The 26745-nt window shown below is 55.7% G+C and carries 25 protein-coding genes and 1 tRNA gene; 7 read left to right on the forward strand and 19 right to left on the reverse strand.

Annotated elements, in window-relative coordinates; all coding sequences use genetic code 11:
* The 8 genes from rffA to trxA form a co-directional block, all read right to left on the reverse strand.
* Positions 1-893: dTDP-4-amino-4,6-dideoxygalactose transaminase (rffA, locus tag DEO48_RS23920; protein WP_109846492.1), on the reverse strand; the 893-nt coding region annotated here is incomplete at its 3' end.
* A gap of 4 nt (positions 894-897) precedes the next feature.
* Entirely contained in the window at positions 898-1575 is a 678-nt protein-coding gene (rffC, locus tag DEO48_RS23925) for a dTDP-4-amino-4,6-dideoxy-D-galactose acyltransferase (RefSeq protein WP_109846493.1), read from the reverse strand.
* Positions 1572-2834, reverse strand: coding sequence for a UDP-N-acetyl-D-mannosamine dehydrogenase (gene wecC / locus DEO48_RS23930; protein WP_109846494.1), 1263 nt, complete (start codon positions 2832-2834; stop codon positions 1572-1574). The genes rffC and wecC overlap by 4 nt, the downstream gene beginning before the upstream one ends.
* Entirely contained in the window at positions 2831-3961 is a 1131-nt protein-coding gene (gene wecB, locus DEO48_RS23935) for a non-hydrolyzing UDP-N-acetylglucosamine 2-epimerase (protein ID WP_024907964.1), read from the reverse strand. Before wecB ends, wecC begins: the two co-directional genes overlap by 4 nt.
* Positions 3962-4017: 56 nt before the next feature.
* Positions 4018-5064 carry an ECA polysaccharide chain length modulation protein gene (gene wzzE / locus DEO48_RS23940; RefSeq protein WP_023309644.1) on the reverse strand — a complete coding sequence of 349 codons (1047 nt, stop codon included), beginning with the start codon at positions 5062-5064 and terminating at the stop codon, positions 4018-4020.
* A gap of 13 nt (positions 5065-5077) precedes the next feature.
* Positions 5078-6181: a UDP-N-acetylglucosamine--undecaprenyl-phosphate N-acetylglucosaminephosphotransferase gene (wecA, locus tag DEO48_RS23945; protein ID WP_109846495.1), complete on the reverse strand. Its 1104-nt coding sequence runs from the start codon at positions 6179-6181 to the stop codon at positions 5078-5080.
* 242 nt (positions 6182-6423) lie between these two features.
* Entirely contained in the window at positions 6424-7683 is a 1260-nt protein-coding gene (rho, locus tag DEO48_RS23950; RefSeq protein WP_008501566.1) for a transcription termination factor Rho, read from the reverse strand.
* A 345-nt stretch (positions 7684-8028) separates the two neighbouring features.
* The gene (gene trxA, locus DEO48_RS23955) at positions 8029-8358 is read right to left on the reverse strand and encodes a thioredoxin TrxA (protein WP_006179218.1); all 330 of its coding nucleotides are present in this window, start codon (positions 8356-8358) and stop codon (positions 8029-8031) included.
* Positions 8359-8502: 144 nt separating this feature from the next.
* Here trxA and rhlB point away from each other — a divergent pair, with 144 nt between their 5' ends.
* On the forward strand, positions 8503-9771 hold the full coding sequence (gene rhlB, locus DEO48_RS23960; RefSeq protein WP_109846496.1) for an ATP-dependent RNA helicase RhlB: 1269 nt from the start codon (positions 8503-8505) through the stop codon (positions 9769-9771).
* Positions 9772-9777: 6 nt separating this feature from the next.
* Positions 9778-11262 carry a guanosine-5'-triphosphate,3'-diphosphate diphosphatase gene (gene gppA, locus DEO48_RS23965; RefSeq protein WP_109846497.1) on the forward strand — a complete coding sequence of 495 codons (1485 nt, stop codon included), beginning with the start codon at positions 9778-9780 and terminating at the stop codon, positions 11260-11262.
* 58 nt (positions 11263-11320) lie between these two features.
* On the opposite strand, the gene rep is transcribed toward gppA, so the two are convergent.
* Positions 11321-13345, reverse strand: a complete 2025-nt coding sequence (gene rep / locus DEO48_RS23970) for a DNA helicase Rep (protein WP_109846498.1) — start codon at positions 13343-13345, stop codon at positions 11321-11323.
* A 112-nt stretch (positions 13346-13457) separates the two neighbouring features.
* Between rep and ppiC (DEO48_RS23975) the strand changes: the two genes are divergently transcribed.
* On the forward strand, positions 13458-13739 hold the full coding sequence (gene ppiC / locus DEO48_RS23975) for a peptidylprolyl isomerase PpiC (RefSeq protein ID WP_109846499.1): 282 nt from the start codon (positions 13458-13460) through the stop codon (positions 13737-13739).
* A gap of 50 nt (positions 13740-13789) precedes the next feature.
* Entirely contained in the window at positions 13790-14071 is a 282-nt protein-coding gene (gene ppiC, locus DEO48_RS23980) for a peptidylprolyl isomerase PpiC (RefSeq protein ID WP_008501570.1), read from the forward strand.
* 93 nt (positions 14072-14164) lie between these two features.
* On the opposite strand, the gene ilvC is transcribed toward ppiC (DEO48_RS23980), so the two are convergent.
* Entirely contained in the window at positions 14165-15640 is a 1476-nt protein-coding gene (ilvC, locus tag DEO48_RS23985; protein ID WP_023333828.1) for a ketol-acid reductoisomerase, read from the reverse strand.
* Between the two features lie 152 nt (positions 15641-15792).
* On the opposite strand from ilvC, the gene ilvY reads away from it, so the two are divergent.
* Entirely contained in the window at positions 15793-16683 is an 891-nt protein-coding gene (gene ilvY / locus DEO48_RS23990; RefSeq protein ID WP_109846500.1) for an HTH-type transcriptional activator IlvY, read from the forward strand.
* Between the two features lie 45 nt (positions 16684-16728).
* Here ilvY and ilvA read toward each other — a convergent pair whose 3' ends face one another.
* The 7 genes from ilvA to ilvL form a co-directional block, all read right to left on the reverse strand.
* Entirely contained in the window at positions 16729-18273 is a 1545-nt protein-coding gene (gene ilvA / locus DEO48_RS23995) for a threonine ammonia-lyase, biosynthetic (RefSeq protein ID WP_109846504.1), read from the reverse strand.
* 2 nt (positions 18274-18275) lie between these two features.
* Positions 18276-20126 (reverse strand): dihydroxy-acid dehydratase, encoded by a 1851-nt coding sequence (gene ilvD / locus DEO48_RS24000; protein WP_109846501.1) that lies wholly within the window; start codon positions 20124-20126, stop codon positions 18276-18278.
* Positions 20127-20186: 60 nt separating this feature from the next.
* Positions 20187-21116 (reverse strand): branched-chain-amino-acid transaminase, encoded by a 930-nt coding sequence (ilvE, locus tag DEO48_RS24005; RefSeq protein WP_023309654.1) that lies wholly within the window; start codon positions 21114-21116, stop codon positions 20187-20189.
* Between the two features lie 18 nt (positions 21117-21134).
* Complete coding sequence (gene ilvM, locus DEO48_RS24010) at positions 21135-21398, reverse strand: acetolactate synthase 2 small subunit (protein ID WP_109846502.1); 264 nt, start codon at positions 21396-21398, stop codon at positions 21135-21137.
* Entirely contained in the window at positions 21395-23041 is a 1647-nt protein-coding gene (gene ilvG, locus DEO48_RS24015) for an acetolactate synthase 2 catalytic subunit (RefSeq protein WP_048703488.1), read from the reverse strand. The genes ilvM and ilvG overlap by 4 nt, the downstream gene beginning before the upstream one ends.
* Positions 23042-23043: 2 nt before the next feature.
* Complete coding sequence (gene ilvX / locus DEO48_RS27000) at positions 23044-23094, reverse strand: peptide IlvX (protein ID WP_166792073.1); 51 nt, start codon at positions 23092-23094, stop codon at positions 23044-23046.
* A gap of 86 nt (positions 23095-23180) precedes the next feature.
* Positions 23181-23279 (reverse strand): ilv operon leader peptide, encoded by a 99-nt coding sequence (gene ilvL / locus DEO48_RS24020; RefSeq protein WP_001311244.1) that lies wholly within the window; start codon positions 23277-23279, stop codon positions 23181-23183.
* Between the two features lie 341 nt (positions 23280-23620).
* Between ilvL and DEO48_RS24025 the strand changes: the two genes are divergently transcribed.
* Positions 23621-25141, forward strand: coding sequence for a YifB family Mg chelatase-like AAA ATPase (locus DEO48_RS24025; protein ID WP_109846503.1), 1521 nt, complete (start codon positions 23621-23623; stop codon positions 25139-25141).
* Between the two features lie 30 nt (positions 25142-25171).
* Here DEO48_RS24025 and DEO48_RS24030 read toward each other — a convergent pair whose 3' ends face one another.
* Positions 25172-25510, reverse strand: a complete 339-nt coding sequence (locus DEO48_RS24030) for a DUF413 domain-containing protein (protein WP_023309658.1) — start codon at positions 25508-25510, stop codon at positions 25172-25174.
* A gap of 118 nt (positions 25511-25628) precedes the next feature.
* Between DEO48_RS24030 and hdfR the strand changes: the two genes are divergently transcribed.
* Positions 25629-26450, forward strand: coding sequence for an HTH-type transcriptional regulator HdfR (hdfR, locus tag DEO48_RS24035; protein WP_023309659.1), 822 nt, complete (start codon positions 25629-25631; stop codon positions 26448-26450).
* Positions 26451-26548: 98 nt separating this feature from the next.
* Here hdfR and DEO48_RS24040 read toward each other — a convergent pair.
* Positions 26549-26624 (reverse strand) — tRNA-Trp (locus tag DEO48_RS24040).
* Positions 26625-26745 lie beyond the last annotated feature (121 nt).

Genomic DNA, 26745 nt, shown 5'->3' on the forward strand with positions numbered 1-26745 from the left:
CGCAGCTTGATGTAGAACATATGCGCGTTGTGGACGCAAGCTGCCGGGATGGTCGGCAGCTCAATGCGCCCGGCTTTGGCCAGCGGCTCAAGCGCATCGTAATACGTTTGCCACAGGGAAAGACGCTGAAGGTTGATACGTTCCGCCGCTTCCAGCTGCGCCCACAGATATGCCGCCTGCAGATCCGCCATCAGATAGCTGGAGCCGATGTCGCGCCAGGTGTATTTATCTACCTGACCCCGGAAGAACTGGCTGCGGTTGGTGCCCTTTTCGCGGATCACTTCCGCACGCTCCACGAGCGCCCGGTCGTTAATCAGCGTCGCGCCACCTTCTCCGCCCGCCGTGTAGTTTTTGGTTTCGTGGAAGCTAAAGCAGCCAATGTGGCCGATAGTACCCAGCGCGCGTCCCTTGTAGGTGGACATCACGCCCTGCGCGGCATCTTCCACCACGAACAGATTATGTTTTTTGGCGATGGCCATGATGGTGTCCATTTCACAGGCCACGCCCGCGTAGTGAACCGGCACGATCGCGCGCGTTTTGTCGGTGATCGCCGCTTCAATCAGCGTCTCATCAATGTTCATGGTGTCCGGGCGGATATCCACAAAGACGATTTTCGCTCCGCGCAGGACAAAGGCGTTCGCCGTGGAAACGAAGGTATAGCTCGGCATAATCACTTCATCGCCGGGCTGGATATCCAGCAACAGTGCCGCCATTTCCAGCGATGCCGTACAGGACGGGGTCAGCAGCACTTTGGCGCTGCGAAAACGCTGTTCCATCCACTGCTGACAGCGACGGGTAAAACCGCCGTCACCACAGAGTTTGCCGCTGCCCATGGCAGACTGCATATAGTCGAGTTCAGTTCCGACAACGGGTGGTGCGTTAAATGGAATCATCTTGTCACCTGTATAACCAGTAGGCGGTGGCGTCGATGTTGGCACCACTCGCAATATAACGTTTAAGCGCGGCGGTGTTGCCCAGTTGGGTCGCGACCCGCAGCGTCACAAGCTGTTGCTGCTGCGCCCAGTGCAGCGCCGCCTGCATGAGTTTCTCACCCATGCCGCGCCCGGCTAATAAGCCAATACGCGCCTCGCGCTCGTTGAGCTTACGCAGCGAGACGAACCCCTGGATTTGACCATCCCCTGCACGGAAAACCAGGCAGACGTGGTCAAAGGTGCCTTTGACCGCATTCTCAATCCACTGGGCATAGAAACGTCCGCTATCGTCAGGTGCATACCAGGGAGCACGAAAGCGACTCTGTGCAAATGCCTGGGCCGCCATCTGACGCAGCACGGGGATGTCCTGTTCGGTTGCAATTTCCGCGCCGGGCGCATCGTGCCGGGTAAGGGTAATGGAAAGGTCTACCTCACCTTCAACCAGCTGAAAGCCGTGCTGCTGGAGCGCGTCAAGCAGATCGGCGCGCTCCGCCGGGATCTTAGCCTGCACTCGTTGCCAGGCGATAAAATCTGTTTCAGCCAGCACTTGCGCGTCATCGCGCAGACGCACGATGGCCGACGGCAGGCCGAAAAAGGCACTCTCCCACTGCAGGGACTCGAGCACCCCATTCAGGCTGTTCAACGCCAGACACCTTTGGTATCCACAATATACTGCTGACGAACGGCATCGCCGGACGTGGCTTTAAACTCTTTATGATCTACCAGCAGCACCAGCACGTCCGCCGTCGCCAGCGCGTCTTCCAGCGCCGTCAGCGTGCAGTGCCCCGCCAGTTTTGCCGGTAATTCATGGATATTCGGCTCAACCACCAGCGTTTCACCCTTGTGCCATTCGGCAATCATCTCGGCAATTTCCATCGCCGGGCTTTCACGCAGATCGTCAATATTGGGTTTAAATGCCAGACCAAAGCAGGCAATTTTCAGCTCGCTGGCGCGCTTGCCGCTCTCTGCCAGACAATCCGCTACCGTCGCTTTAACCTGATTGAGCACCCAGTGAGGCTTGCTGTCGTTCACTTCACGCGCGGTGCGAATCAGACGCGCCTGCGCCGGATTCTGCGCCACGATAAACCACGGATCGACGGCGATACAGTGTCCGCCCACGCCCGGGCCTGGCTGGAGAATGTTTACACGCGGATGGCGATTCGCCAGGCTAATCAGCTCCCAGACGTTAATCCCCTGATCGGCGCAAATTAGCGACAGTTCGTTCGCAAAGGCAATATTGACGTCGCGGAAGCTGTTCTCCGTCAGCTTGCACATCTCGGCGGTGCGGGAATTGGTCACCACGCACTCGCCTTCCAGGAAAATCTTGTACAGCGCGCTGGCACGTTCGGAACAGACGGGCGTCATACCGCCAATGACGCGGTCGTTTTTAATCAGTTCGACCATCACCTGGCCCGGCAGCACGCGCTCCGGACAGTAGGCGATGTTGATATCCGCCTGCTCACCCACCTGCTGCGGGAAGCTTAAATCAGGACGCGCCTCGGCCAGCCACTGTGCCATCTGCTCGGTAGCGCCGACCGGAGAGGTCGATTCCAGGATCACCAGCGCCCCTTTCTTCAGCACAGGCGCGATGGATTTTGCCGCCGCCTCAACGAATGCCATGTCGGGCTCGTGGTCACCTTTAAACGGGGTGGGGACGGCAATCAGGTAGGCATCCGCTTCAACTGGCGTCGTGCTGGCACGCAGGAAGCCCCCCTCCACCGCCTCTTTCACCACGCGGTCAAGATCGGGCTCCACAATATGAATCTCGCCACGGTTAATGGTTTCTACCGCCCGTGCGTTGATATCCACACCAACAACCTGTTTCTGACGAGAGGCAAACGCGGCCGCAGTAGGCAAGCCAATGTAGCCAAGACCAATGACAGAGATGGTAGTACAACTCATAGCGATACCCGATTGTGTTTAAGTGCATGCAAAATACGGCCACAAGCCTGCCCGTCTCCATACGGATTATGGGCCCGGCTCATCGCCTGATACGCTTCATCGTCATGCAGCAGGCGCGTGACCTCTTCGACGATGAGCTGCGCGTTGGTGCCGACCAGACGTACCGTACCGGCTTTGACAGCTTCCGGACGTTCGGTCGTTTCACGCATCACCAGCACCGGTTTGCCGAGGGATGGCGCTTCTTCCTGAATTCCGCCGGAATCGGTGAGGATCAGCCAGGCGTGGTTCATCAGCCAGACAAACGGCATGTAGTCCTGAGGTTCAATCAGAAGGACATTTTCGACATGGCCCAGGATCCGGTTAACCGGCTCGCTGACGTTAGGGTTAAGGTGTACTGGATAGACAATTTGCACATCGTCATTCTGCGCGGCGATTTCAGCCAGCGCGTGACAGATTTGCTCAAAACCCCGGCCAAAGCTCTCGCGACGGTGGCCAGTGACCAGAATGGTTTTTTTGCCGTTGTGAAGGAACGGATAGCGGGCAGCGAGCTCTTTCTGAAGATCGCTGTTTGCCAGGACGCGGTCACGTACCCAAATTAACGCGTCAATGACCGTATTGCCGGTCACAAAGATTTTGTTATCGGCGATATTTTCACGCAGCAGGTTCTGACGAGAGTTTTCCGTTGGCGCAAAGTGGTACATCGCAAGATGACCCGTTAACGTGCGGTTGGCCTCCTCCGGCCACGGCGAATAAAGATTGCCGGTACGCAGCCCCGCCTCAACATGCCCTACGGGAATTCGCTGGTAAAACGCGGCCAGGCTTGTCGCCACGGTTGTGGTGGTGTCACCGTGTACCAGCACGACGTCAGGCTTGAATGACTCCAGGATCGGCTTAAGCTCTTGCAGAATGCGACAGGTTATCTCCGTTAGCCCTTGCCCCGGTTTCATAATATTAAGGTCGTAATCCGGGACGATGGAGAAGAGCGTTAAAACCTGATCGAGCATCTCACGGTGTTGAGCCGTGACGCAGACTTTCGCTTCAATATCAGGATCGCAGGCCAGCGCATGAACCAGAGGTGCCATCTTAATGGCCTCCGGCCTGGTGCCAAATACGGTTAGTACTTTCACATCGATTCTCTTCGATTAGGCGATGAAGGCCGCAGCCTTCATCGTAGACGGCGTTCTTAGTTTTTGCGACGACGCGTTAACGCCACGCCAGCGCCCGTCAATGCGCCCACAATCCCCCACATGATCATCAGGAATGCACGACGCGGACTGTCGCGTTTTACAGGTTCTTCAGGCGTTCGCAAATAACGATAGGTCTGAAAACGCGGGTCCAGGGATGGGCCGACATTAAGCGTATTGAGCATCGCGCGATTTTGATCGTAATCGAGGTCAAAATCAGGACCGACGGCCTTCAGGTTTTCCAGCCGGGCCTGCAGCATAGGGCGACCAAGAAGGAACATTTCAGAGTCAGGCAGCTCATCGGCCGGCACGTCCGTCTCAGTACGGGAAATATTGTGCTGTTCCGCAATTTTCAGCGCCTGCTCAATGTTATGCACGCGGCGACCGAAAATAGTATTCGCCACCTCTTCCTGACGTTTCACCTGGGCTTTCATCTGGATGGTACGAGCCGCCCAGGCACCTTTAAGCTCTTCGTTAAGATGGCTTGCGGCACGCTGGCTGGCAAACGCGACATACTGACGCAACAGGTTGTTGGCATCCGGCGCGGTTTCTGCAATCAGCTTGACGCTGTCATTCACGCTACGCAGCGCGTCGCCCGGCATAAACTGAATATTGTTAATCAGATCGTCCAGCAGGGCAGCATCAGCTTTTGTATTATCAACCCGGCGCTGCTTGTAGTAATCCGTCTGGGACCAGAAATCGCGGCGGGTATCCCACGATGCCAGCTGCATCACAAACTCTTTATAGGCTTCATCCATAACGGAAGCCTGGTCAGGCGTAGCAAGACTGGCTTTGATGTCCAGGTTACGCAGGAATTGCTGCTGGGAATAGTATCCCCCGAGCATGTTAACCGTTGGCTTGTCTGTGATTGCCGTGGCGCTCCACTCTTGCTTTGCAAAGAACGTATAGGCCAGCGCTAACAGGGCAAACCCCAGCGCGATCCCAGCAATCCAAAGTTTGCCTGCCCATAACACGCGAAACAAACCCCGAATATCCAGTTCATTTTCAGTTACCACTGATTTCGCTCCCGCCAACGGTTGAGTCATCATAGTCCCGGTTTTACTTAGTTAATGTTTTATTTTTGCCACTGTTACGACGCATCCTGCGTTTAAGACGTTTAATAAATCGCGCCACTTTCCATGCGCGCTTAATGCAGTAGCCGTACAGGAAAAATGCCAGCAAGAATAATGCCAACATAACCCACTCAGGAATAATATGAGAATATTCTGCAGCCACACCAATTGCGGCCAAAATAGCGGCGGCCAGAGTAATCAGCACAAACGCCTGACGAGAAGTAAAACCCGCACGCATGATGAGGTGATGAATGTGTTGGCGGTCAGGAGAGAAAGGACTCATCCCTTTGCGCAGGCGGCGATACATAATCGCCACCATATCCATTAATGGAATGGCAATAATCCACAGCGCGGTTACGGGACTTATCGGATGGGTTTGACCCTGTGTGGTTTCAAGCAGGATCCAGATAACCGTAAAACCAATCAGCGTACTGCCCGCGTCTCCCATAAAGACTTTATAGCGACGACCCAGCACACCGAGGTTTAAGAGGATATAAGGCAGAATGGCGGCAATCATGGCAAAACACCACATTGCCAGACTGTACTGACCATCAAACCATAAAATAATGCCGATAGCGGCGAACGAGACGGATGACAACCCACCGAGCAGGCCGTCAATGCCATCCACCATGTTGAAAGCATTGATTGCCGCCCAGACGGCAAAGAGTGTCAGGAAGAAGCCAAATGGACCCAGGACTAACTCCCAGGGGCCAAACACATAGCCGAGGCTTCGCAGATACAGTCCACCCACAACCATCATCACCACGCCAATGGCCGCCTGAACGGTGGCGCGTATTTTCACCGCGATATCGAATCGGTCATCAAGAGCCCCGATTAACACCAGGACACCGGCGCATGCAATGTACAGGGCGGCATGTGGAATATAATAGTCGGCAATTCCAAACGTGAAGCAAATCCCTGCGTAAACAGAAATTCCGCCGACTAAAGGAATAAGACCCTGATGGCGTTTACGAAAATTAGGTTTATCCACCAACCCTATTCGTTTTGCCACCTTGCGTGCAATGAACAAAAAACAGGTTGTGAATAAAAAAATACTGATCAGTTCAGTAACGGCAGTGAATAGATTCACAATGGATTGCTCTCAACAATTGTTAGTCCCGGAAGTATAACCATGAAGCCACAACCTCAGAAGTAATAAAGATGGCTTCTAACAACTCCCTTTGTATATTTTTCAATCAATTATTTCTCAGGATGCAGAAACGGCTCTATTGTCGCACCGACCGGTCAAAATTGGGAGTAAGTAGTACTAGCGTATAGTCCATAAAAGGAAAACGCCACGTAAAAACGTGGCGTTCGCTGGCTTTATTTACGTTACGAGCGTTTCATCATGTCGAAGAAATCGTCGTTGGTTTTGGTCATCGCCAGTTTATTGATGAGGAACTCCATCGCGTCAATTTCACCCATTGGATGGATGATTTTGCGCAGGATCCACATTTTCTGCAGCTCTTCCTGCGTGGTGAGCAGCTCTTCTTTACGGGTACCGGAACGGTTGTAGTCGATAGCCGGGAAGACGCGTTTTTCAGCGATTTTACGAGAAAGGTGCAGTTCCATGTTACCTGTACCTTTAAATTCTTCGTAAATCACTTCGTCCATTTTAGAACCGGTATCGATCAGCGCCGTCGCGATGATGGTCAGGCTGCCGCCCTCTTCCACGTTACGCGCGGCACCGAAGAAGCGTTTCGGACGATGCAGGGCGTTAGCATCCACACCACCGGTCAGCACTTTACCAGACGCCGGAACCACGGTGTTGTAGGCACGCGCCAGACGGGTGATGGAGTCAAGCAGGATGATCACGTCTTTCTTGTGCTCAACCAGGCGTTTCGCCTTCTCGATAACCATTTCCGCAACCTGAACGTGGCGAGATGCTGGCTCGTCGAAGGTAGAAGCAACCACTTCACCTTTAACCAGACGCTGCATCTCGGTCACTTCTTCCGGACGTTCGTCAATCAGCAGCACCATCAGCACACAGTCTGGGTGATTATAGGCAATGCTCTGCGCGATGTTCTGCAGCAGCATGGTTTTACCCGCTTTTGGCGGTGCCACAATCAAACCACGCTGGCCGCGCCCAATTGGTGAGGCCAGATCCAGAACACGCGCGGTTAAGTCTTCAGTAGAACCGTTACCACGCTCCATGCGCAGGCGAGAGTTCGCGTGCAGCGGCGTTAAGTTCTCGAAGAGGATCTTATTACGCGAGTTTTCCGGTTTGTCGAAGTTAACTTCATTGACTTTCAACAGCGCAAAGTAGCGTTCACCCTCTTTAGGAGGACGAATCTTACCTGAAATGGTGTCACCAGTGCGGAGGTTGAAACGGCGGATTTGGCTGGGGGATACGTAGATGTCGTCAGGGCCGGCGAGGTAGGAGCTGTCTGCAGAGCGGAGGAAACCAAATCCGTCTTGCAATATCTCCAGCACACCGTCGCCAAAGATATCTTCGCCACTCTTAGCGTGCTGCTTCAGGATGGCGAAAATGATGTCCTGCTTGCGCATACGAGCCTGGTTTTCCAGCCCCATATTTTCGCCGAGAGTGATCAGCTCAGAAACCGGCGTATTCTTTAATTCGGTAAGATTCATAATGGTGTGGGTTCTTAAACTCGGGGTGATTCTCGAACTTAATGTTGTGAATGGTATGGCAGGGTCATCCATGCCTGTTTAGCGGCCATCGACTCATGTCTGTTCGCTGTCTGGTCACAGGGAAAGAACGCAGAACTGAAACGACAAGACGGATTGAGTGACAAGCCCGGAATTTAGCCACTTCACGCACTGTTCATGTTAACAACGGGAAGTATCGGGTAAAACAAGATTCAAACAACAAGATATGTTTAAAACGAAGTCATAGCTAACTTAGCACGACTTCAGCCGGGCGTCCAGAGTTCCACATCATTTAGCCGGGAGCTCTGAACGCACAGCGGAGAAACCTTACGCCAGGTTAGCGTCCAGGAACTCTTTCAGTTGACCTTTGGACAGCGCGCCCACTTTGGTCGCGGCCACTTCGCCGTTTTTGAACAGAAGAAGGGTTGGGATGCCACGGATACCATATTTTGGTGCGGTGCCCGGGTTCTGGTCGATGTTCAGCTTGGCAACGGTCAGTTTGCCCTGATATTCGTCGGCGATCTCATCCAGAATCGGGGCGATCATTTTGCAAGGACCACACCATTCAGCCCAGAAATCGACGAGGATCAGCCCGTCAGCCTTAAGTACGTCCGTGTCAAAACTGTCGTCAGTCAGGTGAATAATTTTATCGCTCATATATAACTCCACAGGAATAAGCCTGGTACGTTGGTTTTGTCTCCACCAACGACGTGTTGATGTCGCATTAACCAACTAAAGGTTGACTTTATTTCACCGGATACGCTTTCGTAAAGCAATAGTAAGCTGATATTCTACCACACTATGAGCAAAACACATTTAACAGAACAGAAGTTTTCCGACTTCGCGCTGCACCCGAAGGTGATTGAAGCCCTTGAAAATAAAGGTTTTCGTAACTTCACGCCCATTCAGGCCCTCGCGCTGCCGCTGACGCTGGCCGGTCGCGATGTTGCCGGGCAGGCGCAAACCGGTACCGGCAAAACGATGGCGTTTTTAACGTCAACGTTTCATTATTTACTTTCTCACCCAGCGATTGCAGACCGCAAAGTTAACCAGCCGCGCGCGCTAATTATGGCCCCGACGCGAGAACTTGCGGTACAGATCCACGCAGACGCTGAACCCCTGGCGCAGTCTACCGGACTGAAGCTTGGCCTGGCCTATGGCGGCGACGGCTACGATAAACAGCTGAAAGTGCTGGAAAGCGGTGTGGATATCCTGATCGGTACCACCGGCCGTCTTATCGATTACGCCAAACAGAACCACATTAACCTCGGCGCAATCCAGGTTGTGGTGCTCGATGAAGCTGACCGCATGTACGATCTGGGCTTCATTAAAGACATTCGTTGGCTGTTCCGCCGCATGCCGCCGGCCAATCAGCGTCTGAATATGCTGTTCTCCGCTACCCTTTCTTATCGCGTACGCGAGCTGGCGTTCGAACAGATGAACAACGCCGAATATGTAGAAGTGGAACCGGAGCAGAAAACGGGTCACCGCATTAAAGAAGAGCTCTTCTATCCTTCCAATGAAGAGAAAATGCGTCTGCTGCAAACGCTGATTGAAGAAGAGTGGCCAGATCGCGCCATTATCTTCGCGAACACCAAGCACCGTTGTGAAGACATTTGGGGCCATCTGGCTGCAGATGGTCACCGTGTTGGCCTGTTGACCGGCGACGTGGCGCAGAAAAAACGCCTGCGTATTCTGGAAGAGTTTACCCGTGGCGATCTCGATATTCTGGTCGCAACCGACGTAGCGGCTCGTGGTCTGCACATTCCGGCCGTGACGCACGTCTTTAACTACGATCTGCCAGACGACTGCGAAGACTACGTACACCGTATCGGTCGAACCGGTCGTGCGGGCGCAAGCGGTCACTCGATTAGCCTTGCGTGTGAAGAGTATGCGCTGAATCTCCCGGCTATTGAGACGTATATCGGTCACTCTATTCCGCAGAGCAAATACAATCCGGAAGCGCTGTTAAGCGAACTGCCGCCGCCTAAGCGTCTAACCCGCCCACGCTCCGGCAATGGTCCGCGTCGTTCAGGTGGCGCGCCGCGTAATCGTCGTCGTTCAGGTTAAGAAAATATGCTCAGCTCCACCTCGCTTTATGCGGCAATTGATCTCGGTTCGAATAGTTTTCATATGCTGGTTGTGCGCGAGGTGGCGGGAAGCATACAAACGCTGACGCGCATCAAGCGCAAGGTCCGCCTCGCGGCGGGCCTGAGCAGCGATAATCACCTCTCCCCTGAAGCCATGGAACGTGGCTGGCAGTGTCTGCGGCTCTTTGCCGAACGTCTGCAGGATATCCCGCACGCCCAAATCACCGTGGTCGCCACTGCGACACTCCGCCTGGCGGTCAACTCCGTGGATTTCATTGCCAGAGCGCAGGAAATTCTGGGTTGTCCGGTACAGGTTATCAGCGGTGAAGAAGAAGCTCGCCTGATTTACCAGGGCGTTGCGCACACCACGGGAGGTGACGATCGCCGTCTGGTGGTGGATATCGGCGGTGCCAGTACCGAGCTTGTGACCGGGACCGGCGCGCAGGCAACGTCGCTGTTCAGCCTGTCGATGGGCTGCGTGACCTGGCTTGAGCGCTACTTTACCGATCGGAATCTGGCGAAAGAGAACTTCGACGAGGCAGAAAACGCAGCGCGCGAAGTGTTACGCCCGGTGATGGACGAGCTGCGCTATCACGGCTGGAAAGTCTGCGTGGGTGCCTCGGGTACCGTGCAGGCTCTGCAGGAAATCATGATGGCGCAGGGAATGGACGAGCGGATTACGCTTGCCAAGCTTCAGCAGCTAAAACAGCGCGCCATTCAGTGTGGACGCCTGGAAGAGCTGGAAATTGAAGGCCTGACGCTGGAACGCGCGCTGGTCTTCCCGAGCGGGCTGGCTATTCTGATCGCCATTTTCACCGAACTGAACATCCAGTGTATGACCCTGGCCGGCGGCGCGCTGCGCGAAGGTCTGGTCTACGGGATGTTACATCTTTCGGTCGATCAGGATATCCGCAGCCGTACTCTGCGCAATGTGCAGCGTCGTTTTATGGTTGATATCGATCAGGCCGGACGCGTATCGCAGCTGGCGTCACGCTTCGCCGATCAGGTCGCTAACGTCTGGGATCTTGACCATCTGAGCCGGGATTTACTGCTGAGCGCCTGCGCGCTACATGAAGTGGGGCTGAGCATTGATTTTAAGCAGGCACCGGCTCATGCAGCGTATCTGGTGCGAAACCTTGATTTACCGGGCTATACGCCCGCGCAGAAAAAATTGCTGGCAACGCTGCTGCTGAACCAGACCAATGCCGTCGATCTCTCCTCTTTGCATCAGCAAAACGCCGTACCGCCACGCGTGGCCGAGCATCTGTGCCGCCTGCTGCGTCTGGCTATCCTCTTTGCCAGCCGCCGCCGCGATGATTTGCTGCCAGCCATTAATCTGGTGGCCGATGACGAGAAGCTTTCGCTGACGCTGCCGGAGAACTGGATTGATCGTCACCCGTTAGGGGCCGAGATGATCGAACAGGAGTGCCAGTGGCAGAGCTACGTGCACTGGGTGCTTGAGGTAAAGTAATACGCTGAACATTGCCGGGTGCGGCTTCGCGTTACCCGGCCTACAGATCCCTACGGAATTATCCTTTCTCTTTGGCTTTTGCCAGCATGGCGCGGATGTTTGCCACGTTAGCCTGACCCTTGTGCATCCGCTCTTCTGCGGTAATCACTTTGCGCTCCTGTTCCCAGATCAGGTCATCCTGCGGCAGTTCCAGCAGGAAACGACTCGGCTCCGGGCGTACCAGTTCACCATACTGGCGGCGCTCTTTACACAGCGTGAACGTCAGCTCTTTCTGCGCGCGGGTGATCCCCACGTAGGCCAGGCGACGCTCCTCGTCGACGTTGTCTTCATCAATGCTGCTCTGGTGCGGCAACAATCCCTCTTCCATGCCGACCAGATACACATACGGGAACTCCAGCCCTTTTGACGCATGCAGCGTCATCAGCTGAACCTGATCGGCCTCTTCTTCGCTCTCGCCGCGCTCCATCATGTCCCGCAAGGTAAAGCGAGTGACCACCTGCGTCAGGGTCATTGGCTCGTCGATCTCAGAGCCCTCCAGCATTTCGGTCATCCAGCTGAAGAGCTGGTTAACGTTTTTCATGCGCATCTCAGCCGCTTTCGGGCTGGCTGAGGTTTCATACAGCCAGGACTCATAGTCGATGCCGTGAATGAGATCGCGCACTGCCGCCACCGGCTCCCGCTCCGCGAGACGCTGTACTTCGCCGAGCCAGTGGGTGAAGCGGGTTAACGAGTCATACCCGCGTCCGGTTAACGTCTGGCTCAGCCCCATGTCGAAGCTGGCGGTAAACATACTTTTGTTGCGGATCATCGCCCACTCGCCGAGCTTTTGCAGCGTCGCCGGGCCAATCTCGCGTTTAGGCGTATTCACGATACGCAGAAACGCGCTGTCGTCATCCGGGTTAGTAAGCACGCGCAGATAGGCCAGCAGATCTTTGATTTCTGGCCGCGAGAAGAACGACGTGCCGCCCGAGATTTTGTACGGAATGCGGTTCTGCATCAGCATCTTTTCAAAGACGCGCGACTGGTGATTGCCGCGATAGAGGATCGCGTAATCCTTATATTCGGTTTTGTTGACGAAGTGGTGAGCGATAAGTTCGCCCGTCACGCGCTCCGCTTCATGATCCTCATTGTTGGCGCTGAGCACTTTCAGCTCCGTGCCGTAGCCCAGTTCGGAGAAGAGACGCTTCTCAAATACGTGCGGGTTATTGGCAATCAGGATGTTTGCCGCCTTCAGGATACGCCCGGAGGAGCGGTAGTTTTGCTCCAGCTTAATCACCTGCAGGGCCGGGAAATCTTTGCTCAGCAGCACCAGGTTTTGTGGGCGCGCACCGCGCCAGGAGTAAATCGACTGGTCGTCGTCGCCTACCACGGTGAAACGCGCACGCTGTCCCACCAGCAGCTTCACCAGCTCGTACTGGCTGGTGTTGGTGTCCTGATATTCATCCACCAGCAGGTAGCGGATTTTGTTCTGCCAGCGCTCGCGCACCTCTTCATTGCGCTGCAGCAGCAGCGTGGGCAGCAGGATCAGATCGTCAAAGTCCAGCACGTTGCACGCTTTCATATGCGCATCGTACAGACCGTAGCAGTGGGCGAAGATCCGATCCCGTTCACCTTTGGCGATCGCCGCGGCCTGGGCCGGCGTCATCAGATCGTTTTTCCAGTTCGAGATCGTCGAGATCAGCTGCTGCAACAGCACTTTGTCATCTTCGATGAGCCCCTCGGTGAGCTCTTTGAGCAGCGCCACCTGATCGGTGTCATCGAAGAGCGAGAAGTTGGACTTCATTCCCAGCGCCGCATACTCGCGTTTGATGATATCCAGTCCCAGCGTGTGGAAAGTGGAAATCATCAGGCCGCGCGCCTCTTTACGACCCAGCGTCTGACCGACGCGCTCTTTCATCTCGCGCGCCGCTTTATTGGTAAAGGTGACCGCCGCAATGTGTCGCGCCTGATATCCACAGTTGTGGATCAGATGGGCGATTTTGTTGGTGATCACGCGGGTTTTACCCGAACCGGCCCCTGCCAGCACCAGGCATGGTCCAGTAACGAATTCGACCGCTTGTTGTTGTCCAGGGTTTAAACGCATGGGAGTGTTGCTCAATCTTCGAACGGGGTGTGGATTGTAGCAGAAAGCCGGGCGCAGATTTACCGGCTAATGATAAAGTGGAGAAATCGCGTTTAACCCGTAGAGCAGAACCATGAAAAAGACCGCAGCAGCCCTGCATATTCTGGTAAAAGAAGAGAAACTGGCTCAGGAGATCCTGGCCAAGCTGGAGCGCGGCATCAGCTTTGATCATCTGGCGAAGCGTTACTCTAAATGCCCATCCGGTCGCAATGGCGGGGATCTCGGCGAGTTTCAACAAGGTGCGATGGTCGGCCCGTTCGATCAGGCGGTCTTTAGCTGCCCGCTTCTGAAGCCCTGCGGCCCGGTAAAAACCAAATTTGGCTACCATATCATTAAGGTGCTTTATCGCCGCTGACGCGTGGTATATTGCGCCCCGATTTATCTCAACCTATTCAAGGCACGATCATGGCAAAAACAGCAGCAGCACTGCATATTCTTGTTAAAGAAGAGAAACTGGCTCTGGATCTTCTGGAGCAGATCAAAAACGGCGCCGACTTCGGCAAACTGGCGAAGAAGCACTCCATCTGTCCGTCAGGCAAACGCGGCGGCGATCTGGGTGAATTCCGCCAGGGTCAGATGGTACCGGCGTTCGATAAAGTGGTGTTCTCCTGCCCGGTGCTGGAGCCAACCGGCCCGCTGCACACGCAGTTCGGCTACCACGTGATTAAAGTGCTGTATCGGAAATAAACAGCAAGGCCTTCTCTAAGAGAAGGCCTTTAATGTTTGCACCCTCTCCCCGTGGGAGAGGGTCGGGGTGAGGGCATCAGCCCGCACCTGGTGTTAGCCCGCTACCGCGATACGTTTCATATCGGTCATGTAGCCACGCAGTTTATGGCCCACTTTCTCGATCTGGTGGCTGCGAATCGCTTCGTTCACATCGCGCAGCTGCGCGTTATCCACGGCACCTTCCGCAATCGCTTTACCCAGATCGCCCGTCTGCAGAGTGGTCATAAACTCTTTCAGCAGCGGTACGCATGCGTAAGAGAACAGGTAGTTACCGTATTCTGCCGTATCAGAGATCACCACGTTCATTTCGTACAGACGCTTACGGGCGATGGTGTTCGCGATCAGCGGCAGCTCGTGCAGAGATTCGTAGTACGCAGACTCTTCGATGATGCCGGAATCCACCATGGTTTCGAACGCCAGCTCAACGCCTGCTTTCACCATCGCGATCATCAGTACGCCTTTATCGAAGTACTCCTGCTCGCCGATTTTACCTTCGTACTGTGGCGCGGTTTCGAACGCGGTTTTACCGGTCTCTTCACGCCAGGTCAGCAGGTTTTTATCGTCGTTCGCCCAGTCCGCCATCATGCCGGAAGAGAACTCGCCGGAGATGATGTCGTCCATATGTTTCTGGAACAGCGGTGCCATGATGGTTTTCAGCTGTTCAGACAGCGCGTAAGCACGCAGTTTTGCCGGGTTGGACAGACGGTCCATCATCAGCGTAATACCGCCCTGCTTCAGCGCTTCGGTGATGGTTTCCCAGCCGAACTGAATCAGTTTTTCCGCGTATGCCGGGTCGGTGCCTTCTTCCACCAGCTTGTCGAAGCACAGCAGAGAACCGGCCTGCAGCATACCGCACAGAATGGTCTGCTCGCCCATCAGGTCAGATTTCACTTCGGCAACGAAGGACGATTCCAGCACGCCCGCACGGTGGCCGCCGGTTGCCGCTGCCCACGCTTTGGCAATCGCCATGCCTTCGCCTTTCGGATCGTTTTCCGGGTGAACCGCGATCAGGGTCGGCACGCCGAAGCCACGCTTGTACTCTTCACGTACTTCGGTACCCGGACACTTCGGCGCCACCATCACCACGGTGATGTCTTTACGGATCTGCTCGCCCACTTCAACGATGTTGAAGCCGTGGGAGTAACCCAGCGCGGCGCCGTCTTTCATCAGCGGCTGTACGGAACGCACAACGTCAGAGTGCTGTTTGTCCGGGGTCAGGTTAACCACCAGATCCGCCTGTGGGATCAGCTCTTCGTAGGTGCCCACTTTGAAGCCGTTTTCGGTCGCTTTGCGCCAGGAAGCACGCTTCTCGGCGATCGCTTCTTTGCGCAGAGCGTAGGAGATATCCAGACCGGAGTCACGCATGTTCAGGCCCTGGTTCAGACCCTGTGCGCCACAGCCGACGATGACCACTTTTTTACCCTGAAGGTAGCTCGCGCCATCGGCAAATTCGTCGCGCGCCATGAAGCGGCATTTGCCCAGCTGCGCCAGCTGCTGGCGCAAGTTCAGTGTATTAAAGTAGTTAGCCATGGGTGATACCTCGTGATGTTGTGTGTCTTATTGTTCGGTTCGCGTTTCAGCGAGAATGTACCCACATTACAACAGGAAATTTATTGCGGAAATTGATATATTCACAACGTCATGTTGCAATTTTTGCAATGTAAAAAGAGGGAGTGGAATCGGTGGATTTACGCGATCTGAAAATGTTCCTGCACCTGGCGGAAAGCCGCCATTTTGGCCGCAGCGCCCGGGCGATGCACGTCAGCCCCTCCACGCTTTCACGCCAGATCCAGCGGCTTGAGGAAGACCTCGGCCAGCCGCTGTTCGTGCGCGACAACCGCACCGTCACCCTCACGGAAGCGGGTGAAGAGCTGCGCATTTTTGCCCAGCAGACGCTGTTGCAGTACCAGCAGCTGCGGCACTCGATTGACCAGCAGGGGCCGTCACTTTCCGGCGAGCTGCATATTTTCTGCTCCGTCACCGCCGCCTATAGCCATCTGCCGCCCATTCTCGACCGATTCCGCGCGGCCCATCCGTCGGTTGAAATTAAGCTCACCACCGGCGACGCCTCCGACGCAATGGAAAAAGTGGTGACGGGCGAAGCGGATCTCGCCATCGCCGGAAAACCCGAAACCCTGCCGGGCGCGGTGGCATTCTCGATGCTGGAGAATCTGGCGGTGGTACTGATTGCCCCGGCGCTGCCCTGCCCGGTGCGTAATCAGGTGTCGGTGGAAAAACCGGACTGGTCGACGGTACCTTTTATCATGGCCGATCAGGGGCCGGTGCGCCGCCGCATCGAGCTGTGGTTCCGCCGTCAGAAAATCAGCAATCCGTCGATTTACGCCACGGTCAGCGGCCACGAGGCGATGGTGTCGATGGTGGCGCTGGGCTGCGGCGTGGCGCTGCTGCCGGAAGTAGTGCTGGAAAACAGCCCCGAACCGGTGCGCAATCGCGTGATGATTCTGGAGCGCAGCGACGAGAAGACGCCGTTTGAGCTTGGCGTGTGCGCACAAAAAAAGCGGCTGCATGAGCCGCTAATTGATGCGTTCTGGAAGATATTGCCGAACCACTAAAACCGGGTGGCGCTGCGCTTCCCCGACCTACATGCCGCACAGCCCTTAGCCCGCGAGGAAGAAGCGGAAGGCCGGGTTATGGGTTTCGTCGTGGCACTCATAGCCCAGCTCGTTCAGCCGCGTTTCGAAATCCGGCTCGTGCTCGCCCAGTTCGAACGCCGCCAACACGCGGCCGTAGTCGGTGCCGTGGCTGCGGTAGTGGAATAGTGAGATATTCCAGTGCGTGCCCAGCGTGTGCAGGAACTTGAGCAGCGCGCCCGGTGATTCCGGGAACTCGAAGCTAAACAGACGTTCCCTGAGCGGCTTTGATGGACGCCCGCCGACCATGTAGCGCACGTGCAGCTTCGCCATCTCATCGTCAGAAAGATCGACCACGCTGTAGCCGCCCTCATGCAGCAGGTTGAGGATCTCTTTGCGCTCCTCGACGCCGCGGCTCAGACGCACGCCGACAAAAATGCAGGCGTCTTTGGCATCGGCAAAACGGTAGTTGAACTCCGTCACCGAACGGCCGCCCAGCAGCTGGCAGAACTTCAGGAAGCTGCCCTTCTCTTCAGGAATCGTCACTGCCAGCAGCGCTTCCCGCTGTTCACCCAGCTCGCAGCGCTCGGAAACGTAGCGCAGACCGTGGAAGTTCACGTTGGCGCCGGAAAGCACGTGCGCCAGTCGCTCGCCGCGAATGTTGTGCTGCGCGATGTATTTCTTCATTCCCGCCAGCGCCAGCGCGCCTGACGGTTCCGCCACCGCACGCACATCCTCGAACAGATCTTTCATCGCCGCGCAGATGGCATCGCTATCAACCGTGACGATATCGTCGAGATACTCCTGGCACAGGCGGAAGGTTTCGTCGCCAATGCGCTTCACCGCCACGCCCTCGGCAAACAGCCCGACGCGCGGCAGGTCCACCGGATGACCCGCATCCAGCGCCGCTTTGAGGCAGGCAGAGTCTTCCGCTTCAACGGCGATGACTTTGATCTGCGGCATTAGCTGTTTGATCAGTACCGCCACGCCTGCGGCTAAGCCACCGCCGCCAACCGGAACGAAGACGCGGTCTAGATGGGCATCCTGCTGCAGCAGTTCCAGCGCCAGCGTGCCCTGCCCGGCAATCACCATCGGGTGGTCGAACGGCGGCACCCAGGTAAAGCCCTGCTGCTGCGCCAGCTCAATCGCTTTGGCTTTGGCTTCGTCAAAGTTGGCGCCGTGGAGCAGCACTTCGCCGCCGAAACCGCGCACCGCGTCGACTTTGATATCTGCGGTAGCAACCGGCATCACGATCAGCGCCTTCAGCCCCAGACGAGCAGACGAGAACGCCACGCCCTGGGCGTGGTTGCCCGCAGACGCGGTAATCACGCCGCGCGCTTTCTGCTCGTCGGTCAGCCCGGCCATCATCGCGTAGGCGCCGCGCAGCTTAAAGCTGTGCACCGGCTGTCGGTCTTCGCGCTTCACCAGAATGATGTTGTCGAGGCGCGAAGAGAGTTTTTCCATTTTCTGCAGGGGCGTGACCTGCACGGCTTCATAGACCGGCGCGCGCAGTACCGCTCTCAGGTATTCCGCCCCCTCAGGGGCGGCGGATAAGGGTTGTGACTCGGCCATCATTAGCCCCCAAGTTTAGATTTATCGCGCACCGCGCCTTTATCTGCACTGGTGGCAAGGCTCGCGTAGGCGCGCAGGGCGAAGGAGACTTCACGCTGGCGGTCTTTCGGCGTCCAGGCTTTGTCGCCTCGGGCTTCCTGCGCTTCACGACGGGCCGCAATTTCCTGGTCGCTCAACTTCAGCTGAATGCCGCGATTCGGAATGTCGATTTCGATCAGGTCGCCGTCTTCGATGATGGCAATGTTGCCGCCGCTTGCCGCTTCAGGGGAAACGTGGCCGATAGAGAGGCCGGAGGTACCGCCGGAGAAACGCCCGTCGGTAATCAGCGCACACGCCTTACCGAGTCCCATAGATTTCAGGAAGGTGGTTGGGTAGAGCATCTCCTGCATGCCCGGGCCGCCTTTTGGTCCTTCGTAGCGAATAACAACCACGTCGCCTTCCACCACTTTGCCGCCAAGAATCGCGTCTACCGCTTCATCCTGGCTTTCGTACACTTTCGCCGGACCGGTGAATTTCAGGATGCTGTCGTCCACGCCTGCGGTTTTCACGATGCAGCCGTTTTCCGCGAAGTTACCGTACAGCACGGCCAGACCGCCGTCTTTGCTGTAGGCATGTTCCAGCGAGCGGATGCAGCCTTCGGCGCGGTCATCGTCCAGCGTATCCCAGCGACAATCCTGCGAGAATGCCTGGGTGGTGCGAATACCCGCTGGACCGGCGCGGAACATCTTTTTCACCGCGTCGTCTTTGGTCAGCATGACGTCGTACTGGTCCAGCGACTCAGGCAGCGTCAGGCCAAGCACGTTTTTCACGTCACGGTTCAGCAGTCCGGCACGATCCAGCTCACCGAGAATACCGATTACGCCACCGGCACGGTGTACGTCTTCCATATGGTACTTCTGGGTGCTCGGCGCGACTTTACACAGCTGCGGGACTTTGCGGGAGAGCTTGTCGATGTCGCTCATGGTGAAGTCGATTTCGGCTTCCTGCGCGGCGGCCAGCAGGTGCAGAACGGTGTTGGTGGAGCCGCCCATGGCGATATCCAGCGTCATCGCGTTCTCAAACGCGGCCTTGCTGGCGATGTTGCGCGGCAGCGCGCTGGCGTCGTCCTGCTCGTAGTAGCGTTTGGTCAGCTCAACGATGCGCCTACCGGCGTTGAGGAACAGCTGCTTACGGTCGGCGTGGGTCGCGAGCAGCGAGCCGTTGCCCGGCTGAGAAAGACCCAGCGCTTCGGTCAGGCAGTTCATGGAGTTGGCGGTGAACATACCGGAACAGGAGCCGCAGGTCGGGCACGCGGAGCGTTCCACCTGGTCGCTCTGCTCGTCAGAGACTTTCGGGTCCGCGCCCTGGATCATCGCATCGACCAGGTCGAGCTTGATAATTTTGTCGGAGAGCTTGGTTTTCCCCGCTTCCATCGGGCCGCCGGAGACGAAGATCACCGGAATGTTCAGGCGCAGGGAGGCCATCAGCATCCCCGGGGTGATTTTGTCGCAGTTGGAGATGCAGACCATCGCATCGGCGCAGTGGGCGTTCACCATGTACTCTACGGAGTCGGCGATCAGCTCGCGCGACGGCAGTGAATAGAGCATGCCCCCGTGCCCCATCGCGATACCGTCATCCACCGCAATGGTGTTGAACTCTTTCGCCACGCCGCCGGAGGCTTCGATTTGCTCGGCAACCAGCTTACCGAGATCGCGCAGGTGCACGTGGCCCGGTACAAACTGGGTGAAGGAGTTCACCACGGCGATAATCGGCTTGCCGAAATCGGCGTCGGTCATTCCGGTGGCGCGCCACAGCGCGCGGGCTCCCGCCATATTACGGCCGTGGGTGGTGGTGGCTGAACGATACTTAGGCATGCTTTATTGACTCCCGTCTGACTATTTAATGGGACGGTGCGTGCCGTCCCAAATTTATGCTTAGTGATTAACCTGATCCAACCAGCCGTATTTATCTTCTGTTTCGCCGGTGAAGAGGCCAAAGAACGCTTGCTGAATACGTTTGGTGACCGGACCGCAGCGGCCTTCGCCCACCTGGATACCGTCCACGCTGCGTACCGGCGTGATTTCAGCCGCCGTACCGGACATAAACACTTCATCAGCCAGATACAGGGATTCGCGGGACAGTACCTGCTCGCGCACTTCAATACCCAGATCTTTCGCCAGCTTGATGATGGCGTCACGGGTGATACCCGGCAGCGCGGACGAGGTGAATGGCGGCGTAAACAAAATGCCGTCTTTCACTTCAAACAGGTTTTCACCCGCACCTTCAGAGATGTAGCCATTTACGTCGAGGGCGATCCCTTCCTGATAGCCGTGGCGGCGCGCTTCGCTACCGACCAGCAATGAGGAGAGGTAGTTACCGCCTGCCTTCGCGGCGGTCGGGATGGTGTTTGGCGCAACGCGGTTCCAGGAAGAGACCATTGCGTCGATCCCCTGCTCCAGGGCTTCTGCCCCCAGGTAAGCACCCCACGGGAACGCGGCAATGATCACATCTGTGGTATAGCCGGCTGGCGGGTTCACGCCCATACCGACGTCACCCACGAAGACCAGCGGACGGATATAGGCGCTGGTCAGGTTGTTTTTACGGATCACGTCGCGGCAGGCTTCCATCAGCTCATCAACGCTTTGTGAAACCGGGAAACGATAAATTTTGGCTGAGTCATGCAGACGCTGCATGTGTTCGCGATGGCGGAACACCACTGGCCCTTTGTGAGAATCGTAGCAGCGGATGCCTTCAAATACGGAGGTACCGTAGTGCAGCGCGTGGGACATCACGTGGACCTTCGCGTCCTCCCAGCGAACCATCTCACCGTTGAACCAAATGTAATCAGCTTTTTTTGTCGTCATTTTTTCGTCCTGTCACGCTTAAGCGCGGATTTGTTTTGATGTGGTTGTGCTCTGGCAGATGGCAACATGGGCAACGTCTACCAGCTTTGATAACTGACTAAACAGTAAGTCGACCGACCGCGGGCTGGCAACGGTTAATTCGATACTGATATTCCGGGCGTCAGTGGCCGTCTCCATATTCATAGAGCAAATCTGAAAACCACGATGACGCACCACGCGCAAAACGCGCTCTAAGGTTTCCGGGTTGAAGCGAGCCTGTACGGCGACCTGATGCTGCATCATGATAATTTCTCCATCATTTGTGAGTTACTGGCACCTGGCGGTACCAACGGCCAGACGTTCTCGAGTTCGTCGATTGAGACATGAAGCAGGTAAGGCCCATCGCTGTTCAGCATGGTGTCGAGCGCCGCTTCAACCTGATCTTTACGGGTGATGTGCTGACCAGGGATGCCAAAGGCGCTGGCCAGGGTGAGGAAATCGGGGTTATCGGTGAGCGTCGTTTCGCTGTAGCGCTCCTGGAAGAACAGCTGTTGCCACTGGCGAACCATCCCTAAACGCTGGTTGTCGAGCAAGACGATCTTCAGCGGCAACTGCTTGCGCTTAACGGTGCCGAGCTCCTGAACGTTCATCATGAAGGAGCCGTCACCGGAGATACAGATAACGGTATCGTTAGGGCGAGCCACCTGCGCGCCAACGGCTGCTGGCAGACCGAAGCCCATGGTACCCAAGCCGCTAGAGGTGATGAAGTTTTCCGGGCGGGTGTAGGTCATGTGCTGCGCGGACCACATCTGGTGCTGGCCTACGTCGGTGGTGACGACGCTGTCAGCCGGTTTACGGTCGGACAACTGCTTCAACAGCAGCGGCGCGTAGATGGCCTCGCCGGGGTGGTCGTAACGCCAGGCGTGCTCGGCGCGCATATCAGCGGTGTGCTGACGCCATGCGTTGATATCCAGCGGCTGCTGCAATGCTGGTAACAGCGCGTTGAGATCGCCCTGCAAGGCGACATGCGCCTGACGCAGCTTGTTCATCTCCGCCGGGTCGATATCCATATGGATGACTTTGGCGTTCGGCGCAAAGGTATTCAGCTTGCCGGTGACGCGGTCGTCAAAACGGGCACCTACGGCGATAAGCAAGTCGCACTCCTGCACCGCCAGGTTTGCCGCTTTGGTGCCGTGCATCCCCAGCATGCCCAGATAGTAGGGGTAATCCGCGTCGACTGCACCGAGACCTTTCAGCGTGCAGGTCGCTGGCATCTGCGTTGTTGCGATAAATTCGCGCAGGGCAGGAACGGCCTGCGCCATGCCGACGCCACCGCCGACGTACAGCATTGGCTGTTTCGCCTGGGCCAGCATCTGACGGGCCTCTTCAACTTCCGCTTCCGGAAAGGCATCGTCGCTTTCAACGGTAGAGAAGTGCGGTTCCAGCTCGCCGAGTGCCACCTGGATATCTTTCGGGATATCAACCAGTACCGGACCAGGACGACCGGAGTTTGCCACGTCGAACGCTTCTGCCATTACGCGCGGCAGCTCTTCCAGAGACTGGACGAGGAAGCTGTGTTTGGTGCAGGCCAGCGATAAACCGAGGACGTCGACTTCCTGAAAAGCATCGGTACCGATGAACGGAGACGCCACCTGCCCGGTGATGGCGACAACGGGAACGGAATCCAGCAGCGCGTCAGCCAGGCCGGTGATCAGGTTCGTTGCGCCCGGGCCTGAAGTCGCCATACACACGCCGGTTTTACCGGTCGCGCGGGCATAACCGATGGCTGCCATCGCTGCGCCCTGCTCGTGTCGGCACAAGAGATGTTCCACGCCGCCGTCATACAGTGCATCGTAAATCGGCATAATTGCGCCACCCGGATAACCGAATACGGTTTCGACTCCCTGCGCGCGCAACGCATGTACTACCCACTGTGCCCCATTCATAGTTAGTTCCCCGTCATAAATCGGGAGAAACAGAATTTTGTGCTAGTCGTCATTCTCTGCTCCTCATTTTCGTTTTTTAGTCATAAAAAAACCCCCGGACCTTTCGGTGCGGGGGTCTTAGTTCGTTAAGGCTTGATTTCTAAGCCTTTCCTCGTCCAAGTGCAGCCCCGCACGGTGGGATAATAATCACCACCACGCTAATCACGACCAGGCTAATCACTCGTAGAAGGGCTGTCATTTTCAGTTCTTTTTGCATCTTGTTCGAAGGAATACCTAAAGAGTTATCACAGTTTTTAAATCAAACACAAGATTTATTTATGACGGATTTGATTAGGCAGCGAATTATATTTCTTAAAACCGTTGTTTTATATACGGAAATTAGAAAATGAATATTTTTCATTTTTTCACTGCTGTTCTTACCGTCAAAACGGGGCTTTTTACATTCTGCGAGGAGGTTTCCACGGTTATGCAAGGGTTTCAGTGTGCGCTTAAAATCTCTGAACGGGCGGCGTACATTCGCAAAATGACACTAAACAGACAAAACCGGCGCTGGCATAGTCACACCAGGAGGTAGTGCAAATGTCACTGTCAGTTGTTTATACGCGTGCGGCTCTCGGGGTAAAGGCACCGCTTATTTCCGTCGAGGTTCATTTGAGCAATGGGCTACCCGGACTCACTCTTGTCGGGTTACCTGAAACGACGGTTAAAGAGGCCAGGGATCGCGTTCGCAGCGCAATAATAAATAGCGGTTATACCTTCCCAGCGAAGAAGATCACCATCAACCTTGCCCCCGCCGATCTGCCTAAAGAGGGGGGACGATACGATTTACCTATCGCAATTGCCCTTCTCGCGGCTTCTGAGCAGCTTAATACGACACGGCTAGGCTCGTATGAGTTCGTTGGCGAACTCGCGCTTACAGGCGCGTTAAGAGGCGTTCCCGGTGCGATATCGGGAGCGCTGGAAGCCATACGAGCAGGACGGCAAATCATTGTCGCCAATGAAAACGCATCAGAAGTGAGTCTTATCGCCGAGAAGGGGTGTCTCATCGCAGGGCATTTACAGGAAGTTTGTGCCTGGCTGGAAGGGCGCCATGAACTGTCCGAGCCGGAGGAGTGTGATGATGCTATAGCGGATTCACCAGAGGATCTCAGCGAGATTATGGGACAGGAGCAAGGGAAACGGGCACTGGAGATTACGGCTGCAGGTGGACACAATCTTCTGTTAATTGGCCCGCCGGGTACGGGTAAAACCATGCTGGCAAGCAGGTTGAGTGGGTTACTTCCACCGCTCAATAATCATGAAGCGCTGGAAAGCGCCGCCATATATAGCCTTATCAGTTCGACGTCGTTGCAAAAACAGTGGCGCCGTCGTCCTTTTCGTTCCCCGCATCATAGCGCTTCACTGACGGCAATGGTCGGCGGCGGGGCGATTCCGGGGCCGGGAGAGATCTCGCTAGCACACAATGGCATTCTGTTTCTTGATGAGCTGCCTGAATTTGAGCGCCGCGTGCTGGATGCACTACGGGAGCCCATTGAATCCGGTGAGATACATATCTCACGCACGAGAGCCAAAATAAGCTATCCCGCACAGTTTCAGCTGGTCGCGGCGATGAATCCCAGCCCGACGGGTCACTACCAGGGCAACCATAACCGCTGTACGCCAGAGCAGACGTTGCGTTATCTGGGTAAGTTATCCGGCCCGTTCCTTGACCGTTTCGATTTATCCCTCGAAATTCCCCTTCCCCCGCCGGGTCTGCTCAGGCAAACGAGCATAACGGGTGAAAGCTCAGCGGAGGTACGCGAGCGGGTGATTGCAGCCCAGACGCGGCAGTACGCTCGTCAGAACAGGCTGAATGCGCGGCTGGATAATGCCGGGATCCGGCAGTTTTGTTCTCTTAACGTCGAAGATGCGGGATGGCTGGAGGAGACGTTGACGCGGTTCGGGCTGTCCATACGTGCTTGGCAGCGTTTGCTGAAGGTGGCCAGAACTATTGCTGACGTAGAGGGGTGCACTGACATTGAGAGGAAACATTTGCAGGAGGCGCTGAGCTACCGCGCTATCGATCGTTTGCTGCTGCATTTGCAGAAATTGCTGGCATAAAAAAAGGGGCCGTAGCCCCTTCTTTTCATTTTAGTCATCAGACTCGGTGTAGTCTTCTGCACCTTCCATCTGCGGCTTGCCGCCAGACAGCGTATGGAAGCGTTTTGGACGCTTAATGCGCGCCATGTATTTGATCCATACACGTTCCGCTTCAGACTCCGGCTCACGCTCACCACGGCAAACAGAAACAAACTGTTTTTCGTCTTCGGTTGCAGGTTCACGCTTACCCAGATCCAGCTCGTTAAAGGCATAACCATGGCGCTCAAGCAGTTGAGCTTCTTTGATGGTGAAATCGCCGTGACGAGAGAACCCGCGCGGATAATGTTTATTGTCGAAAAAACGATTAGTCGTCGTAAAGCTTTCCGCCATCCTACACGCTCCTAATTCTTTGGCCGAGCTATTTATGGCGCGGAGTATTAGTTACGCTTGACAGAGTGTAAAACAAAACATTTAAATCATAACGACAAATAATTTTGCGGAGAAAGATGTGGATACGGAATTGCTTAAAACTTTCCTTGAAGTGAGCAGAACACGCCACTTTGGGCGAGCAGCTGAAGCCCTTTACCTGACGCAGTCAGCAGTCAGTTTTCGTATTCGACAGCTGGAAAATCAACTGGGTGTGAATCTTTTTACCCGCCATCGCAACAATATTCGCTTAACGCCTGCCGGTGAGAAACTGCTGCCGTATGCAGAAACGCTGATGAATACCTGGCAGGCGGCACGTAAAGAGGTGGCACATACTTCGAGGCACAATGAGTTCTCGATAGGGGCCAGCGCTTCTCTGTGGGAATGCATGCTAAGCCAGTGGCTTACCCGGTTGTATCATTCACACGGCCACCTGCAATTTGAAGCCAGGATTGCGCAACGGCAGTCGCTGGTTAAGCAACTTCATGAGCGCCAGCTTGATCTTCTGATCACAACCGAAGCCCCCAAGATGGACGAATTTAGCAGCCAGATTGTGGGCCAGTTTGGCCTGGCGCTTTATGCGTCTGAACCGTCGATGATGAAGGCAGACCTGACCTATTTACGCCTGGAATGGGGGCCGGATTTTCAGCAGCACGAGACGGGACTGATTGCACCTGATGATGTTCCGCAGTTAACGACCAGCTCGGCAGAGATCGCCTGCCAGCAGCTGCCCCTGCTGAAAGGTTGTACCTGGTTACCTGTTCGCTGGGCAGACACTAAAGCAGGGCTGCACACCGTGATGGATTCAACCACGCTTACCAGGCCGCTGTATGCAATTTGGCTGCAAAACAGTGATAAGCAATCACAGATAAAAGATCTGTTAAAAATCAATGTAATGGATTGATGCATCAGCCAGCAGGGATGCTGGCTGAAAATTAAGAAGAGAATTTTCTGCAGTATTTCAGGCAAAAAAAATCCTTTGCCGAAGCAAAGGATTATATTTGGCAGGGGCGGAGAGACTCGAACTCGCGACACCCGGTTTTGGAGACCGGTGCTCTACCAACTGAGCTACGCCCCTAAAGTTTTTTTGCCATTAAGCCTGCCAACAAGGCAGGCTTAATGTCTTAATAAGTGGCGGAACGGACGGGACTCGAACCCGCGACCCCCTGCGTGACAGGCAGGTATTCTAACCGACTGAA

The sequence above is a fragment of the Enterobacter sp. CGMCC 5087 genome (assembly GCF_003144775.1).
GTDB lineage: Bacteria > Pseudomonadota > Gammaproteobacteria > Enterobacterales > Enterobacteriaceae > Enterobacter > Enterobacter cloacae_M.

What these genes read in the sequence shown, in the direction of transcription:
- wecC (WP_109846494.1), bottom strand. Translation starts at nt 2,834, where the DNA reads ATGAGTTGTACTACCATCTCTGTCATTGGTCTTGGCTACATTGGCTTG.
- wzzE (WP_023309644.1), bottom strand. Translation starts at nt 5,064, where the DNA reads ATGACTCAACCGTTGGCGGGAGCGAAATCAGTGGTAACTGAAAATGAA.
- rho (WP_008501566.1), bottom strand. Translation starts at nt 7,683, where the DNA reads ATGAATCTTACCGAATTAAAGAATACGCCGGTTTCTGAGCTGATCACT.
- trxA (WP_006179218.1), bottom strand. Translation starts at nt 8,358, where the DNA reads ATGAGCGATAAAATTATTCACCTGACTGACGACAGTTTTGACACGGAC.
- rhlB (WP_109846496.1), top strand. Translation starts at nt 8,503, where the DNA reads ATGAGCAAAACACATTTAACAGAACAGAAGTTTTCCGACTTCGCGCTG.
- gppA (WP_109846497.1), top strand. Translation starts at nt 9,778, where the DNA reads ATGCTCAGCTCCACCTCGCTTTATGCGGCAATTGATCTCGGTTCGAAT.
- rep (WP_109846498.1), bottom strand. Translation starts at nt 13,345, where the DNA reads ATGCGTTTAAACCCTGGACAACAACAAGCGGTCGAATTCGTTACTGGA.
- ppiC (WP_109846499.1), top strand. Translation starts at nt 13,458, where the DNA reads ATGAAAAAGACCGCAGCAGCCCTGCATATTCTGGTAAAAGAAGAGAAA.
- ppiC (WP_008501570.1), top strand. Translation starts at nt 13,790, where the DNA reads ATGGCAAAAACAGCAGCAGCACTGCATATTCTTGTTAAAGAAGAGAAA.
- ilvC (WP_023333828.1), bottom strand. Translation starts at nt 15,640, where the DNA reads ATGGCTAACTACTTTAATACACTGAACTTGCGCCAGCAGCTGGCGCAG.
- ilvA (WP_109846504.1), bottom strand. Translation starts at nt 18,273, where the DNA reads ATGGCCGAGTCACAACCCTTATCCGCCGCCCCTGAGGGGGCGGAATAC.
- ilvD (WP_109846501.1), bottom strand. Translation starts at nt 20,126, where the DNA reads ATGCCTAAGTATCGTTCAGCCACCACCACCCACGGCCGTAATATGGCG.
- ilvE (WP_023309654.1), bottom strand. Translation starts at nt 21,116, where the DNA reads ATGACGACAAAAAAAGCTGATTACATTTGGTTCAACGGTGAGATGGTT.
- ilvM (WP_109846502.1), bottom strand. Translation starts at nt 21,398, where the DNA reads ATGATGCAGCATCAGGTCGCCGTACAGGCTCGCTTCAACCCGGAAACC.
- ilvG (WP_048703488.1), bottom strand. Translation starts at nt 23,041, where the DNA reads ATGAATGGGGCACAGTGGGTAGTACATGCGTTGCGCGCGCAGGGAGTC.
- ilvL (WP_001311244.1), bottom strand. Translation starts at nt 23,279, where the DNA reads ATGACAGCCCTTCTACGAGTGATTAGCCTGGTCGTGATTAGCGTGGTG.
- DEO48_RS24025 (WP_109846503.1), top strand. Translation starts at nt 23,621, where the DNA reads ATGTCACTGTCAGTTGTTTATACGCGTGCGGCTCTCGGGGTAAAGGCA.
- DEO48_RS24030 (WP_023309658.1), bottom strand. Translation starts at nt 25,510, where the DNA reads ATGGCGGAAAGCTTTACGACGACTAATCGTTTTTTCGACAATAAACAT.